This window comes from Thermocatellispora tengchongensis (assembly GCF_014202315.1).
Classification (GTDB): domain Bacteria; phylum Actinomycetota; class Actinomycetes; order Streptosporangiales; family Streptosporangiaceae; genus Thermocatellispora; species Thermocatellispora tengchongensis.
In genome coordinates this window covers 33,413-47,551 of record NZ_JACHGN010000001.1, presented here as the reverse complement: position 1 = coordinate 47,551, position 14,139 = coordinate 33,413, and the positions used below count along the sequence as shown (strand labels likewise).

Below are 14,139 nucleotides of genomic sequence, written 5' to 3'. Positions count from 1 at the left end.
AGGGTACGAAGGGGGAGCGCGGGGGTCGCTGGGGGGCGGCGGGGGAACATGGGTGTGCTGCTGGCGGTGCTGGCTCATGCCGTCGCGGCCGTGGCCGGGCCGTGGGTGGTACGGCGCTGCGGGGTGCGCGGGTTCTGGTGGCTCGCGCTGGTGCCCGCGGCCGTCACGGTGTGGGCGGCGGTGGCCGCGCCGGGGGTGATCGAGGGGCGCCCGGTCGTGTGGGCGGCCGGCTGGATCCCCGAGTACGGCGTGTCGCTCGCGCTCCGCATGGACGTGCTCGGGCTGCTCATGGTGTTCGTGGTCGCCGGGGTCGGGGCGCTGGTGCTGGGCTACTGCGCGCGGTACTTCGCCGGGACGCCGCACCGGGGGCTGGGCGGGTTCGCCGGGGTGTTCGTCGCGTTCGCCGGGGCGATGCTCGGGCTGGTGCTGGCCGACGACCTGATCCTGCTGTACGTCTTCTGGGAGCTGACGACCGTCTTCTCCTACCTGCTGATCGGGTTCCACGCCGAGGAGCGCAACAGCCGCCGGGCCGCGATCACCGCGATCATCGTCACCACGTCCGGCGGGCTGGCCATGCTGGGCGGGTTCGTGCTGCTGGGCGCGGCGGCGGGGACGTACCGGATCTCCGCGATCCTGGCCGCCCCGCCCGCCGGCGGCACGGTGCCGGTGGCGCTCGCGCTGGTCCTGGTGGGCGCGCTGTCGAAGTCGGCCCTGGTGCCGTTCCACTTCTGGCTGCCGGGGGCGATGGCGGCGCCGACGCCGGTCAGTGCGTACCTGCACGCGGCGGCGATGGTGAAGGCGGGCGTGTACCTGATCGCCCGGCTCTCGCCCGCGTTCGCGGACGTGGCGCCGTGGCGGCCGGTCGTGGTCGCGGCCGGGATCGCGACCATGGTGGTGGGGGCGTGGCGGGCGCTGCGCCGCAACGACCTGAAGCTGATGCTGGCCTTCGGCACGGTCAGCCAGCTCGGCTTCCTGTGCGTGCTGCTCGGCTACGGCACCCGCGCCGCCGCCCTCGCCGGGCTCGCGATGACGATGGCGCACGCCGCGTTCAAGGCCGCGCTGTTCATGGTGGTCGGCGTGATCGACCACGCCACCGGCACCCGCGACCTGCGCAGGCTCAGCGGGCTGCGCCGGGCCATGCCGGCGACCTGCGCCGTGGCCGCGCTCGCGGCGGCCTCGATGGCCGGGCTGCCGCCGCTGATCGGGTTCGTCGGCAAGGAGGCGGCGTTCCTCGCCCTCACCGGCGATCCGGTCGCGCTCGGCGGCGTGCTGGCCGGGTCGGCGCTCACCGTCGCCTACTCCGCGCGGTTCCTGTGGGGGGCGTTCGGCGCGAAGGAGGGGCACGCGCCGACCGAGGTCGCGCACCCGCCCGGCGCCGCGTTCCTCGCCCCCGCCGGGCTGCTCGCGGCGGCGGGACTGGCCCTCGGGGCCGGGGCGCCGGCGCTGAACGCGTTCACGGCCGCGTACGTCGGCCGCTACCCACCCGGGCCCCATGACGAGCCGCTGGCCCTGTGGCACGGGCTGACCGTGCCGCTCGCCGAGTCGGCGCTGGTCATCGCCGCCGGGGCGCTGCTGTTCCGGCGCTGGAGGTCCGTCCCGGCCTTCCGGTTCCCGCTGGACGCCGAGCACGGCTACCGGGTGATCATGCGGGGCGTGGACCGCGCCGCCGACCAGGCCACCCGGTTCACCCAGCGCGGCTCGCTCCCGGTCTACCTGCGGTCCATCCTGCTCGCGCTGCTGCTCCTGCCCGGCGGCGCGCTGGTCTCCGGCGGGCCGTGGCCCCACGACGTCCGCCCGTGGCAGGTCCCCGCCGAGCCGGCCGTCGTCGCGCTGGTCTGCGCCGCCGCCCTGGCCGCCGTGCTGCAGCCCCGCAGGCTCGGTGCCGTCGTCTGCGCCGGGGTCGCCGGCACCGGCACGGCCACCCTGTACGTCCTGTACGGCGCGCCCGACCTGGGGCTGACCCAGTTCCTCACCGAGACCGTCACGCTGGTCGCGTTCGTGCTGGTGCTGCGCAGGCTCCCGGCCCGGTTCGGCGAGCGGCAGGTGGCGGGCATCCGGGTGGTGAACGCGCTGTTCGCCGTGGCCGCCGGGCTGGTGGTCGCGGGCGTGGCGCTGGCGGCGGTGAGCGTGCGCACGGCCGTACCGGAGTCGGCGCTGTACCCGCAGGCCGCGGAGCGGGCCGGGGGGACGAACATCGTCAACATCGCCCTGGTCGATCTGCGTGCCTGGGACACCATGGGGGAGAGCGCGGTGCTGCTGGTCGCCGCCGTCGGCGTGGTCGGCCTGATCTACGGCAGGCGCCGCCCGACCCTGCCCCGCGTGGGCGACGCGACGGGCCCCGTCTGGGCGATCCCGGGCGCGCCGCGCATCGAGGAGCCCGAGGCCGTACGCGACGCCGCCACCTGGCTGCGCGGCGCCGAGACGCTGTCGCCCGAGCGGCGCTCGATCCTGTTCGAGGTGGCCGCCAGGCTGCTGTTCCACCCGATGCTGGTGCTGTCGGCCTACCTGCTGTTCAGCGGGCACGGCAGCCCCGGCGGCGGGTTCGCGGCCGGGCTCGTCACCGGGCTGGCCCTGACCATGCGCTATCTCGCGGGCGGCCGGTACGAGCTGGCCGAGGCGCTGCCGCTCGGCCCCGGCGTGTGCCAGGGGATCGGCCTGGCCGTGGTGGCCGGGATCGGGCTGGCCGGGCTGGCGATCTCCGGCGAGGTGCTGCGGCAGGCCGTGCTCGACGCGCGCCTGCCCCTGCTCGGCGAGGTCCACTTCACCACCTCGACGATCTTCGACGCCGGGGTCTACCTGGTGGTGGTCGGGGTCGTGCTGGACATCCTGCGCGCCATGGGCGCCGAACTGGACCGCCGGGTGGAACGCGAGCACGAGGAGGTGGCGACCGCGTGAGCGGGACCGCCGTGGCGCTGCTCGTGGCCATCGCCGCGCTCGTGTCGTGCGGCGTGTTCCTGATCCTGGAGCGCAGCCTGACCCGGATCATCCTGGGCGTCATCCTGCTCGGCAACGGCGTGAACCTGTTCATCCTGGCCGCGGGCGGGCCGCCGGGCGGGGCGCCGCTGCTCGGCGTCACCCCGGTGCCCCAGATGGGCGACCCGCTGCCGCAGGTCATGGTCCTCACCGCCATCGTGATCACGCTCGCCCTGGTCGCGTTCCTGCTCTCGCTGGTGCACCGCGGCAGGCAGCTCACCGGCGACGACGAGGTGCGCGACGACGAGGAGGACCGCCGGGTCATCGCCCGCGCCGAGCGCGAGATGGCCTGGGGCCGGATCGCCGAGGAGACCGCCCGGGTCCGGCGCATCGAGGCCGAGCGCGGCCGGCGGGCGGGCCGCCGCGCCCGGCGCGAGCTGCGCGCCGCTGTCCGCGAGGAGCGGCGCGAGATCCGGCGCCGGCTGCGCGCGGAGTGGGAGCGCCAGATGGCCGCCGACGACCCCGACCGCGCCATCGACACCACCATGGAGGAGGACACCCGGTGAGCAACGCCCTGGTGCCCCTCCCGGTGGTGCTGCCGCTGTTCGCGGCCGGGATCAAGCTGGCCATCGGCCCCCGGCTGGCCCGCACGCAGCGCGGCATCACGGTCGGCGTGCTGGCGCTGATCGTGGTCATCGCCGCGGTCCTGGTGCACCAGACCGACGCCCACGGCCCGCAGACCATGCGGCCCGGCGGCTGGCCGGTGCCGATCGCGGTCGTGCTCGTCGTGGACCGGCTCTCCGCGCTCATCCTGCTCATCTCCAGCGTGATCACGCTCGCCGTGGTCGTGTACGCCATCGGCCAGGGCTCCGCCGACAAGGACGAGGCCACCCCGCTGGCCGTCTTCCACCCCGCCTACCTCGCGCTGGTCGCGGGGGTCTCGGACGCGTTCGTGGCGGGCGACCTGTTCAACCTGTACGTCGGGTTCGAGATCCTGCTGACCGCCAGCTACGTGCTGATCACACTGGGCGGCACGGGCGCCCGGGTGCGGGCCGGCATGACGTACATCGTGGTCAGCCTGGTCTCCTCGATGATCTTCCTGATCGCGGTCGGGCTGTGCTACGCCGCCACGGGCACGCTGACCATGGCCCAGCTCGCGGGGCGCCTGGACGCGCTCCCCGACGGCGTACGGCTGATCCTCCAGCTCACCCTGCTCGTGGCCTTCGGGATCAAGGCCGCGGTCTTCCCGCTGTCGGCCTGGCTGCCCGACAGCTACCCCACCACCCCGGCCCCCGTCACGGCCGTGTTCGCCGGCCTGCTCACCAAGGTCGGCGTCTACGCCATGATCCGGATCCAGACGCTGCTGTTCCCCGGCGACCGGCTGGGCACCCTGCTGCTCGTGGCCGCGGCGCTGACCATGCTGATCGGCGTCCTCGGCGCGGTCGCGCAGACCGACATCAAGCGGATGCTGTCCTTCACCCTGGTCAGCCACATCGGCTACATGGTCTTCGGCGTCGGCCTCGCCACCGTGGCCGGGCTCGCCGGCGCGATCTTCTACGTGGCCCACCACATCACCGTGCAGACCACGCTGTTCCTGGTCACCGGCCTGATCGAGCGGCGCGGCGGCAGCACCTCCCTCACCCGCCTCGGCGGCCTGGCCCGGGTCGCGCCCGCCCTCGCGGTGCTGTTCTTCGTCCCCGCGATGAACCTGGCCGGCATCCCGCCGCTGTCGGGCTTCCTCGGCAAGCTCGGGCTGATCCAGGCCGGGATCGCGGCCGGCACGGCGGGGGCGTACGCGATGGTGGGGGTCGCGCTGCTGACCAGCCTGCTCACCCTGTACGCGATCTGCTGGGTGTGGAACCGGGCCTTCTGGGGCGAACGCCGCCAGGTGCCCGAGCCGGGCCAGGTGATCGAGGGCCGGCGCGGCATCGGCGGCACCGCGATCACCGCCGCCGTCCCGCCGCCGGCGATGACCGGCCCGGCCTGGGCGCTGGTCGCCTTCGCCACCGCCTTCACCGTCGCCGCCGGGCCCATGGTCGACTACACCCGCCGCGCCGCCGCGGAACTCCTCGCCCGCGCCCCCTACATCGCGGCGGTGCTGCCGTCGTGAGACCGGTGCCGCTCATCACCCTGACCGCCCTGTGGGTGCTGCTGTGGGGCAACGTCTCCGTGGCCAACATCGTGTCCGGGCTCGTGCTCGCCGCAGGCCTCACCCGCCTGTCGCGCCTGCCGCCCACCGGCGGGGGCGCCCGCGTCTCCCCCTGGCACTGCCTGCGGCTGTTCGCCTGGTTCGTCGCCGACATGGCCTCCTCCGCCGCGAACGTCGCCTGGCAGGCCGTACGCCCCGGGCCGCAGCCGCCCAACGCCGTCATCGCGGTCACCCTGCGCACCCGCTCCGACCTGACCATGACCATCACCGCACTGGCCCTGTGCGCCGTGCCCGGCAGCCTGATCACCGAGGTCAGGCGCTCCACCGCCACCCTGTACATCCACGTGCTCGGCGTACGCGCGGAGAGCGAGCTGGAGCGCGTACGGCGCGGCGTGCTCGCTCTGGAGCGGCGCGTGATCCGGGCGCTGGGCAACGCCGAGGACCGGCGCCTGCTCGCCGAGGAGGGACCCGCCCCATGACCACCGTCGTGATCGTCTGCGGCGCGCTGCTCGCCGTGGCCGCCGCGCTGACCGTGGTCCGGCTCATCGCCGGGCCGACGCTGCTGGACCGCGCGGTCGCCCTGGACGTGCTGATCGCGATCACCGTGGTCGGCATCGGGCTCGAAGCCGCCTACAACCAGCACACCACCACGCTGCCGATCCTGCTCGCGGTCTCGCTGGTCGGCTTCGTCGGCTCCGTCGCCGTGGCCAGGTTCGCGATCAGGAGGCCCGATGAGTGACCTCGTCGCCGGGGCGCTGCTGCTGGTCGGCGCGGTGCTGTCGCTCACCGCCGGGATCGGCCTGCTCCGCTTCCCGACCCTCCTGTCCCGCCTGCACCTGGGCGCCAAGCCGCAGGTGATCGGGATGGTGCTGACCCTGGTCGCGGTCGGCCTGCGCACCGACGCCCCGCTCGACATCGGCATCCTCGCCCTGACCGGCCTGTTCCAGCTCGTCACCGGCCCGGTCGCGGCGCACATGATCGGGCGGGGCGCGTACCGCTCGGGCCTGGTACGCCGCGACCTGCTCCTCACCGACGAACTCGCCGACGATCTCGCCGACGATCGCGGCCAGGAATCGAGCTAGCCCGAGCTGGCCCGAGCTAGCCCGCCGGGGAGCGGTAGATGCGCAGGTAGTCCACCTCCATCCACGCCTCGCCCGGCGTGCCCTCGCCGGGGAACCAGTCGAGCTGCAACGTGGCCGACATCGGGCTCGTGGTGTGCTGGGAGGAGCGGAACCACTCCCGCCCGTCCAGGTAGCCGACCACGCCGTCGGGGGTGTTCTCCACCGCGTACGTGTGCCACTGGGTCATGTCCACGTTCGCGTGCGCCTGCTCCTGGCGTCCGCCCACGTGCAGGAAGAAGTTGGCCCGCTGCCGCTCCGGATCGTCGATGACCTCCAGGTAGTCGATCTCCTCGCCGGTCGCGCTGCGCACGTTCCCGCCCCCGCCGTCCGGCCACAGCAGCGCCACCGGATGGTAGGAGCCGGCCCCCGGGTACAGCCGGATGCGCGCCTCCCACCGGCCGTACGGCTGGCTGTACCTGGTCGCCATCCCGGCCGTGGTGCCGTCGGCCGTGCCGTACAGGAACAGCGAGCCGCCGCCGATGAACGCCTGCCCCGGCGAGCGGATGCCGTTGCCCGCGTGGCCCGGCGAGTCGTACAGCACCCACTCCGCCGGATCGAGGACGGTCTCGAACTCCTCGCAGAAGGCCGGCTCGCCCCAGCCCTCCAGGGCCACCCCGGACGGGCACGGGCTCACCGCCGTCCCGTTCTCACGGGCGAACGCGGCGGAGCTCACGGCCAGCGTGAGGACGGCGGCGAGGGCGGCGGTCCGTACGAACATGCGGGTGATCATGGGCGGCGCTCCTCAGACCTGGCGCAGAGCGCGGACGGGCTGAAGGACCAGCAGCCGGCGCGCGGCGCGGCGCGCTTGGCCGACGTGGTGGCGGGTGGCGCGGTCGTCGTTGGCACGGTCGTCGTTGGCACGGTCGTGGGCACAGTGGTCGTGGGCACAGTGGTCGTGGGCACGGTGGTCGTGGGGGTCGGCGTGGGCGTGGCGGTCGGGGTGACGGCCGCCTGCGGCGGGGGCACGACCGGCGGCGCGAAGGCCCACCTCGGGGTGCCCGCCGGCTCGGCGAACTGCTTGGCCGCCGCGGCCGGGGTGGCCGCGATCCCGGACACCGTGCGGCCCCGCCACGGGGCCAGGCTCCAGCAGCCCGCCGGGTCGTAGGGCAGGCAGGACGACGCGCGCTTCAACGGCGGCATCGGCAGCACCTTCTTCGCCGCGGCCGGCGGCACCTGCTGGTGCTGCACCGGCGGCACGGGCGCCACGGGTTGCGGCTGCGCCGGCGGCGGTCCCACGGGGCCGGCGGTCGTGGTCGTGGTCGTGGTCGTGGGGGTGGGGGTGGGGGTGGGGGTGACCGTCGCCCGCTGCGACGCCGAGACGGTGGGCGGAGTCGTGGGGGTGGGGGTCGCCTGCAGCGTCGGCGCCTGGGTTTGAGGCGGCGCCTGGGTGGGTGGTGTCTGCGTCTGCGGTGGTGTTCGTGTCGGGCTCTGCGTTTGTGCCGGGGTCGGGCTCGGGGCGGGGCTCGTCTTCGGGGGTGCCTTGGGCGGGGTCTTGGTGGGCGCCGCCGTGGAGCCCGTCTTGGGCTTGGGCGTCGTCTTGGGCGTCGTCTTGGGTGTGGTCTTGGGCGTCGCCTTCGGGGTCGCCTTGGGCGTCGCCTTCGGGGTCGTCTTGGGGGTCGTCTTGGGCGTGGGCTTCGGCTTCGAGGTGGCCTTGGGCTTCGGCGTGGTCTTGGGTTTCGGGGTCTTCTTCGCGGGTGGGGTCTTCTTCGGTTTCGGGGTGGACTTGGGGGGTGCGGTCGTGGCCGGGGGTGAGGTGGTCGGCGGTGCGGTGGAACCCGTGCCCGTGGGCGTGGGGGTGGGTGTGGGGGTGGGCGCCTCGGTCGGTGTCTTGGTCGGTGTCTTGATGGGGGTATTGGTCGGTGTATTGGTCGGTGTCTCGATCGGCTCCTGGCTCGGGGGCGTGGTGGTCGTGGCCGTCGGCGTGCTGGTCGAGGGGGCCGGGGTGGGGGCGGCGCGACGGGCGGGGCGGCGCTCGCGGTTGCGGTGCCTGGACGGCGGCGTGTACGTCGGGCGCAGGGACGGCCGCGCCGTCTCGGTGGGCGGGGACGTCTCCGAATCGGTCGGCGCCTCAGTCGGTGTCTCGGTCGGGGGCTCTGTGGGCGCCTCGGTGGGAGTCTCCGGCGGTGTGTCGGTGGGCGCCTCGGTGGGTGTCTCGGCGGAGGGCGGGTCGTCCGCGGGGGGCTGGGTCTGCTCCTCGGGGGGAGGGGCGGTGTTCTCGTCCGTCGCGGCGTCCGTCGGCTCCTCGTTCTCGGACGGCCCCGGGGGGATCTCCTGGGGAGCCGGGGCCGACGTGGGGTCGGGCGTCTCGACGCCCGAGGGTAAGGCCGCCTCGGGTGAGGCCGGATCGGCCGCGGCGGCCCACGGATATGCGATGACCGCGCCGGTCGTAGCGGAGACCCCGGCGAGGAGGAGGCCGGAGACCAGCTTGTGGCGCCGGGAGGAACTGCGGGGGGTCATGAATCCTCCACGAACTCGGGTCGGGCTATTGGGCCGGCCCCGCGATGGGGTACCAGCCCGCGGAGCGGAACTCGTCGGTGCCGGGGAGGGCGACCTTGGGTACGACGGTGGCCTGCGTGTCGGGCACGTTCACCCAGTCGCCCCGGCCCTCGCCCCGCAGGTCGTCCCGCCAGGCCATGAGCAGGTTCAGGGCGTACGGGCTGGAGTAGGTGGCGCCGGTGTCCTCGACGCCCTTCGTGGCGTTGACCTGCACCAGGACGGAGACGAGCACGAGATCGTCGGCCCGCTTGCGCCACTGGACGCCGATCGTGGTGGTGCGCATGGCGGCGCCCTCGGGCAGGTCGCCGTCCGTGGGGAGGCCCAGGGTCTGGCGCCAGTCGCGTGCCGCCGCGCGGGCGCCGTCCCTGGCGGCCTGGTGCTGCTCGGGCGGGGCGTACAGGATGGCGGCCTGCTCGGCCTCGGTGCCGTCGAGCGTCCAGGCCGCCTCCAGGGCCGCGGCGGCGGCCGACGCGGCGCCCAGCTCCGTACGGGGGAACCCGATCGGATATCCGGCGGGCCCGTGGTACGCGCTCGGCCGCGCCAGCGTCAACGCCGTGGCGGTCGGGGCCGGCTCGGAGGGCGCGGGATCGGAGGTGCCCGCCGCCAGCCGGACGACCAGCCAGATGGCCCCGGCCACGACGACCGCCCCCGCGAGCGCGAGCAGCGCCCAGCGGAGGATGTGCCGGCGGGGCCGCAGGCCCCAGTCCAGCACGGGGTCCTCGATGACCGGGGGCACTAGTGGCTCCGCTTGGGCCGGCCGAACGCCTGCCCCGCGGCGGCGGCCAGCCGCAGGTACGCCGCCCGCGTGGCGGGCTTGAGCCGCAGCAGGTCCACCTCGGCGCCCTCCTTCAGGTGCGGGTCGAACGGCACCTGGATCACCGTGCGGCAGCGCTGGTCGAAGTGGCGCTCCAGCAGGTTGAGGTCCACGTCGGACTTCGGCTCCACGGCGTTGAGCACCACGATCGCGTTCTTGACCAGCTCGCCGTAGCCGTGCGCGGTCAGCCAGTCCAGGGTCGCGGCGGCGGAGCTGGCCCCGTCCACGGCGACCAGGCTGACCAGCACGATCTGGTCGGCGAGCTCCAGGGTCGCGCCCATCGCGCCGTGCAGCAGGCCGGTGCCGCAGTCGGTGATGCAGATCGAGTAGTAGCGCTCGATCAGCCCGGCCACCGTCCGGTAGTCGTCGGCGTTGAACGCCTCGCTCACCGCGGGGTCGGTGTCGGAGGCCAGGACCTCCAGCCGCGCCGGCGACTGCGAGGTGAAGGCGCGGGCGTCGGCGTACCGTGCGATGTTCGGGGCCTCGGCGAGCAGGGTGCGGATCGTGGCCGCGGTCTCGGACTTGACCTTCAGGCCGAGCGTGCCCCGGTCGGGGTTGGCGTCCACCGCGATCACCCGGTCGCCGCGCAGCGACGCCAGCGTGTTGCCCAGCGCGGCGGTGGTCGTGGTCTTGCCGACGCCGCCCTTCAGGCTCATCACCGCGATCCGGTGGTGGCCGCTGGCGACCGGGATCTGAGCCTGGGCGATGAGCATGCGGCGCTCGATCTCGGCGGCGGACTCGCCGGGGATGATCCGCTTGCCGGACAGCAGCCAGACCATCCGCCGCCACCCGCCCGCGGGCTCGGGGCGCCGGTTGGTGAGCAGGTGCTCGGCGGTCAGCGGCACCGGGTCGGTGAACTGGTCCACCGGCGCGTGGCCCGGACCGGACGCGGGCGTGGACGGTGGCGTGGGCGTAGGCGTGGACGGCGCCGCGTGCGCGGGCGCCTTTCCGGTGAGCGGCGCGTCAATCAGCGGGGTGTCGGTGAACGGTGTGTTGGTGAGCTGTGTGTCGGTGGGCTGTTTGGCCACGGGGTGTTCGCCGAGAGGCGGGGCCGCGTGGGCGGGGGAGGAGTGGTTCGACTGCGTACGGGGGGATAGCTCGGTCATTGCCGGGTCCTTTCCCGATCTGCGGTGAGGCGGTTCGGTCAGCAGGTGCTCCAGCGCACCGACGTGGTGGCCGAGCCCTTCGGTCCGTACAGGGTCAGCGGCGCGGTGACGGGGGCCGGGGCGCCGCACCAGTGGCGGACGCGCAGCGCCCGTAGCGTGACCACCTGGGTCCGGCCGGGTTTCAGCGTGCCGCTGGACGGCTCGGCGACCAGGCCGGGCGCCGCGATCCGCCAGTCGGCGGGGCCGGCGTCCTCGTCCGCCAGCGTCAGGCGCATGGTGCCCTGGCCGTAGTCGTTCAGCGTCACCTCCGGTGGCACCGACAGCGGTGCCGGGCCCACCGGCGCGCCGGTTCCCGGCCCGGTCCCGGACCCCGCTCCGGCGAGGGTGCCGGGGCCCGAGGGGGCGGCCGACCCCGGGGGGTTCAGTGGGGGCGCGGTCTCGATCGCCGGGCCGAGCAGGTTGATGCCGGTCCAGACGCCGGCCGTGCCCGCGACGGCGATGACGGTGATCTTCACGGTCGTGGTGCCGAGGCGCGCCACGAGCCGCGAGCGGGTGCGGGTCCTGCCTGCGGCCCGGTCCCCACTGCGTCCCTTGGTTCGTTCGCCCCTTCGCTCGCCGGTTCGCTCGCCGGTTCGCTCGCCGGTACGTAGGCCGGTTCGCGTTCGGTGCGGTTCGGGGGCGGCGGCGGGCGGCTCGGGGGGCGGTGGGTCGTGCGGCCGGCGTGGGACCGCGCTGAACTCCACGGTCGGGTCGTCGCCCCAGTCCTTCCCGCCCCAGTCCTCGTCGTCCCAGTCTCCGTCCCAGAAGGCGCTCCGTGCCTCCCCGCCCCGGTCCTGCCGGCGCTCGCCGGGAGGCAGGAGGACCGGGGCGGGGAGGGGGATCTCGAACTCCTGCTCCCGCGGGGTGGGGTGGGTGGGCGCGGGAGCGGGGTTCGAGCCGGAAACGGGTCCGTGGCCGAAGGCGGGCGGCTGCGCCGGCCTGGCGGGGGGCTGGGCGCCTGGCGTTGTGCCCGGTCTGGCGGGGGGATTCTCGGTGCGGGCCAGCACCTCGCGGGCCCACACCTGGGACAGCAGCGCGTCGTACAGCGGCGTGTCCTGTCCCGGCCGGAGGGGGGCCGGGGGCAGGCCGGCCTCGATGTTGGGCAGCGTGATCTCCTCCGGGCCGCCCTCGCCGTCAGAGGGGCCGGGGGTGCCGGACGCCGCGGGCGGCGGCAGGGGGTCGGTGAGCGGGACCACGGTCGGGCGCTGCACCGTGGCCGGCAGCCGGGCGAGCAGCCGCTCCCGCACCTCGGCGGACAGTGGCGCGACCGGTGGATGGGAGATCATCTGCGGGACCGTGTAGCGGATGGAGATCGGCCGAGTGCACACCGAACACTCGGCCAGGTGGCTGAGCAGGGCCGCGCGGTCGGCGTCGAACTCGGCCGGGCGGCGCGGGCCGTACTCCTCGGAGAACAGCATGTTGACCAGCGGTTCGAGCGCCGCGCACGCGTGCCGCCCGTGCTGGATCGCATCCAGCCCGCTGACCAGCGTCTCGACCAGGTCCTGGGTCCTGGTCACCAGCCTGCCGACGTCGCGCTCGGGCAGCGCGAGCACGTAGGCCAGGTCCTTGGGGCCGAGCCCGTGCCGGTACATCAGCCGCAGTGCCTCGGTGCCCAGGGGCTCGGCCAGCGTCCAGCCGCGCTCGATCACCTCGGCGTCGGGCATGCCGGGACCGGTGCCGGGCACGTACTCCCGCTCCGGTCCCGTGCCGAGGACGCGGCACTCGCGGCGCAGCACGGCGAGCAGCCGCGCCCGGGGCGTGGCGTCGCCGGGCATCGGGCGGCGCAGGCACGCGGCCAGCGTGCCGCCCACCGCCGAGAGCGCCTGCTCGGGACCGAGGTGGTGCCCGGCGTAGTCCATCAGGTGGGCGCCGTGCTCGCTCACCCACGCCGCCCCTTCGCCCAGGACGACGTTGCCGGCTCCGGTGGGCGTGTTCATTCCGTGAATCCCGGACCATCCGGCCCGGCCTCGTCCCGGCCGAACCCGTTCACCTGCCCCTCCTCGTAGCCTTCCGGCCGCCCGTAGCCGTCGTCGGGGCCGTCATCACGGCCGTCGTCACGGCCGTCGCCGGGCCGATCCGGCGCCTGTGGCACCTCCTGCGCCGGGACGGCCGGCGTCGCGACGGGTGCCGGGCTCGCCGGATCGACGACCTCGATGTCCAGGTTCCGGTCCGGCAGGCCGGTGAACTTGGTCCAGTTGCTCACCTCGCCCGGCGCCGGGTCGGCGAGCAGCCAGCGGATGAAGGCCGGCCACAGGCACGAGTCGCGCGGGATCACGCCGGTGGGCAGGCCCCGGTCGCCCGCCTGCTCGCGCAGGCGCTCCAGCTCCTCCTCGGTGTAGTCGCGGCACGGCGGGGTGCCGGGCGGCGCCACGTTGAGGTCCCACACGCCGTTCTCGTCGATGTAGTCGCGCGTGCCGATGCCCAGCGCCTCGTACGCCCGCCGCAGCAGCTCGGGGTCGCGGAACACCGGCAGGCTGTCCGCCCCGTCGCCGCCACCCTCGGTGCCCGGCGAGGGGCTGCCGGTGGGCGCCTGGCTGGGCGTGGTCGGCGGGACCACGTCGCGGCTCCCGTCACCCGCGCTGGGCGCGGGGGCGGGGACGTCGGCGGTGGGTGCGCCGGGGCCGGGTGCGTCGGCGGTGGGTGCGCCGGGACCGGGTGCGTCGGCGGTCGGCGCGCCGGGGCGGGGCGCTTGGGTGGGGGGCGCGTCGGGGGTGCGCGGGGGCAGGATCTCGCGGTTGCCGCCGTCGCGGGTCGGCGTGCCCGGGGCGGTGGGGGTCACGCCGGTGCTCGCGCTCACGGACGTCGTGGGCGCCGGGCATCCGGTGGGCCGCGGCCGGCCCCGGTCGCCGTTGCCGCTCTGCGGCATGGCCGGGGTGAGCGCGACCCCGTTGGGCGCGCGCAGCACGCACCCGGTCGCCGTGGTGGACGGCCTGGGGCTGGCGGTCGGGGCCGGCGTGCGCGTGCGCGTGGGCGGCGCGCTCGGGCGGGGCGTGCCCGTCATGGTGGGCGTCGGGCGGGGGGACGGCGGGGCCGTCCGGGTGCGGGTGGGGCTGCCCGTCGCGCTGGGGGTGGCGGTGGGGCTGCCCGTCGCGCTGGGGGTCGCCGTCGGGCGTGGGGGATGCTTGGGGTTGCCGGGGCGTAACGCGCCCGCCGCACCGCCCACGAACGGCAGCGGGGTGCAGTCGCGTCCGGAGGAGCCGACGGCCCGGCCGTCGGTGGTCGTGGTCAGGCAGACGCGTTCGTCATCCGCGGCGTCCGTGATCGTGCTGCCCATGTCGGCGTCGGAGAGGGGCGCGGCCTCCTGCTCCGAGGCGGGAGGCTCGGTGGTGAGGAGCCGGCCGTCGTCGTCCAGCCGATATGTGCCGGCGGCGAGCCGCATCGTGCCTTCGGAGCCTCCGGAGACGACGACGCCGAGCCCGGCGCCCAGTGCGAAGACTCCCAGCGCGGCACCGGCCGTGATCACTGTGGCGCGTGCGGGTCGTCTCGATGATCTCGCCATGA

12 protein-coding genes are annotated in these 14,139 nt (G+C 75.2%); 6 read left to right on the top strand and 6 right to left on the bottom strand.

Features of this window, described 5'->3' with window-relative positions:
* The first annotated feature begins 48 nt into the window (after positions 1-48).
* Genes HNP84_RS00195 through mnhG form a run of 6 tightly spaced genes read left to right on the top strand, consistent with a single transcriptional unit; the run spans position 49 to position 6,144 of the window.
* A complete protein-coding gene (locus HNP84_RS00195) occupies positions 49-2,895 on the top strand; it encodes a Na+/H+ antiporter subunit A (RefSeq protein WP_221335707.1) in 2,847 nt (948 codons plus the stop codon).
* Complete coding sequence (locus HNP84_RS00190; protein WP_185047265.1) at positions 2,892-3,479, top strand: Na(+)/H(+) antiporter subunit C; 588 nt, start codon at positions 2,892-2,894, stop codon at positions 3,477-3,479. Before HNP84_RS00195 ends, HNP84_RS00190 begins: the two co-directional genes overlap by 4 nt.
* Entirely contained in the window at positions 3,476-5,023 is a 1,548-nt protein-coding gene (locus HNP84_RS00185; protein WP_185047264.1) for a Na+/H+ antiporter subunit D, read from the top strand. The genes HNP84_RS00190 and HNP84_RS00185 overlap by 4 nt, the downstream gene beginning before the upstream one ends.
* Positions 5,020-5,541 (top strand): Na+/H+ antiporter subunit E, encoded by a 522-nt coding sequence (locus HNP84_RS00180; protein ID WP_185047263.1) that lies wholly within the window; start codon positions 5,020-5,022, stop codon positions 5,539-5,541. The genes HNP84_RS00185 and HNP84_RS00180 overlap by 4 nt, the downstream gene beginning before the upstream one ends.
* Positions 5,538-5,801, top strand: a complete 264-nt coding sequence (locus HNP84_RS00175) for a monovalent cation/H+ antiporter complex subunit F (RefSeq protein ID WP_185047262.1) — start codon at positions 5,538-5,540, stop codon at positions 5,799-5,801. The genes HNP84_RS00180 and HNP84_RS00175 overlap by 4 nt, the downstream gene beginning before the upstream one ends.
* Positions 5,794-6,144: a monovalent cation/H(+) antiporter subunit G gene (gene mnhG / locus HNP84_RS00170; protein WP_185047261.1), complete on the top strand. Its 351-nt coding sequence runs from the start codon at positions 5,794-5,796 to the stop codon at positions 6,142-6,144. Before HNP84_RS00175 ends, mnhG begins: the two co-directional genes overlap by 8 nt.
* Positions 6,145-6,160: 16 nt before the next feature.
* Here mnhG and HNP84_RS00165 read toward each other — a convergent pair whose 3' ends face one another.
* From HNP84_RS00165 to HNP84_RS00140, 6 genes are read right to left on the bottom strand one after another with little or no spacing between them, the layout of a single operon-like run.
* The gene (locus HNP84_RS00165; RefSeq protein WP_185047260.1) at positions 6,161-6,913 is read right to left on the bottom strand and encodes a glycoside hydrolase family 16 protein; all 753 of its coding nucleotides are present in this window, start codon (positions 6,911-6,913) and stop codon (positions 6,161-6,163) included.
* Positions 6,910-8,640: a hypothetical protein gene (locus HNP84_RS00160; RefSeq protein ID WP_185047259.1), complete on the bottom strand. Its 1,731-nt coding sequence runs from the start codon at positions 8,638-8,640 to the stop codon at positions 6,910-6,912. Before HNP84_RS00160 ends, HNP84_RS00165 begins: the two co-directional genes overlap by 4 nt.
* Positions 8,641-8,665: 25 nt before the next feature.
* On the bottom strand, positions 8,666-9,415 hold the full coding sequence (locus tag HNP84_RS00155; RefSeq protein ID WP_185047258.1) for a hypothetical protein: 750 nt from the start codon (positions 9,413-9,415) through the stop codon (positions 8,666-8,668).
* A complete protein-coding gene (locus HNP84_RS00150; protein WP_312923208.1) occupies positions 9,415-10,599 on the bottom strand; it encodes a nucleotide-binding protein in 1,185 nt (394 codons plus the stop codon). Before HNP84_RS00150 ends, HNP84_RS00155 begins: the two co-directional genes overlap by 1 nt.
* A 38-nt stretch (positions 10,600-10,637) precedes the next feature.
* Positions 10,638-12,575, bottom strand: a complete 1,938-nt coding sequence (locus HNP84_RS00145) for a hypothetical protein (RefSeq protein ID WP_185047257.1) — start codon at positions 12,573-12,575, stop codon at positions 10,638-10,640.
* Entirely contained in the window at positions 12,572-14,137 is a 1,566-nt protein-coding gene (locus tag HNP84_RS00140; protein WP_185047256.1) for a hypothetical protein, read from the bottom strand. Before HNP84_RS00140 ends, HNP84_RS00145 begins: the two co-directional genes overlap by 4 nt.
* Positions 14,138-14,139 lie beyond the last annotated feature (2 nt).

What these genes read in the sequence shown, in the direction of transcription:
- HNP84_RS00195 (WP_221335707.1), top strand. Translation starts at nt 49, where the DNA reads ATGGGTGTGCTGCTGGCGGTGCTGGCTCATGCCGTCGCGGCCGTGGCC.
- HNP84_RS00175 (WP_185047262.1), top strand. Translation starts at nt 5,538, where the DNA reads ATGACCACCGTCGTGATCGTCTGCGGCGCGCTGCTCGCCGTGGCCGCC.
- mnhG (WP_185047261.1), top strand. Translation starts at nt 5,794, where the DNA reads ATGAGTGACCTCGTCGCCGGGGCGCTGCTGCTGGTCGGCGCGGTGCTG.
- HNP84_RS00165 (WP_185047260.1), bottom strand. Translation starts at nt 6,913, where the DNA reads ATGATCACCCGCATGTTCGTACGGACCGCCGCCCTCGCCGCCGTCCTC.
- HNP84_RS00160 (WP_185047259.1), bottom strand. Translation starts at nt 8,640, where the DNA reads ATGACCCCCCGCAGTTCCTCCCGGCGCCACAAGCTGGTCTCCGGCCTC.
- HNP84_RS00150 (WP_312923208.1), bottom strand. Translation starts at nt 10,599, where the DNA reads ATGACCGAGCTATCCCCCCGTACGCAGTCGAACCACTCCTCCCCCGCC.
- HNP84_RS00145 (WP_185047257.1), bottom strand. Translation starts at nt 12,575, where the DNA reads ATGAACACGCCCACCGGAGCCGGCAACGTCGTCCTGGGCGAAGGGGCG.
- HNP84_RS00140 (WP_185047256.1), bottom strand. Translation starts at nt 14,137, where the DNA reads ATGGCGAGATCATCGAGACGACCCGCACGCGCCACAGTGATCACGGCC.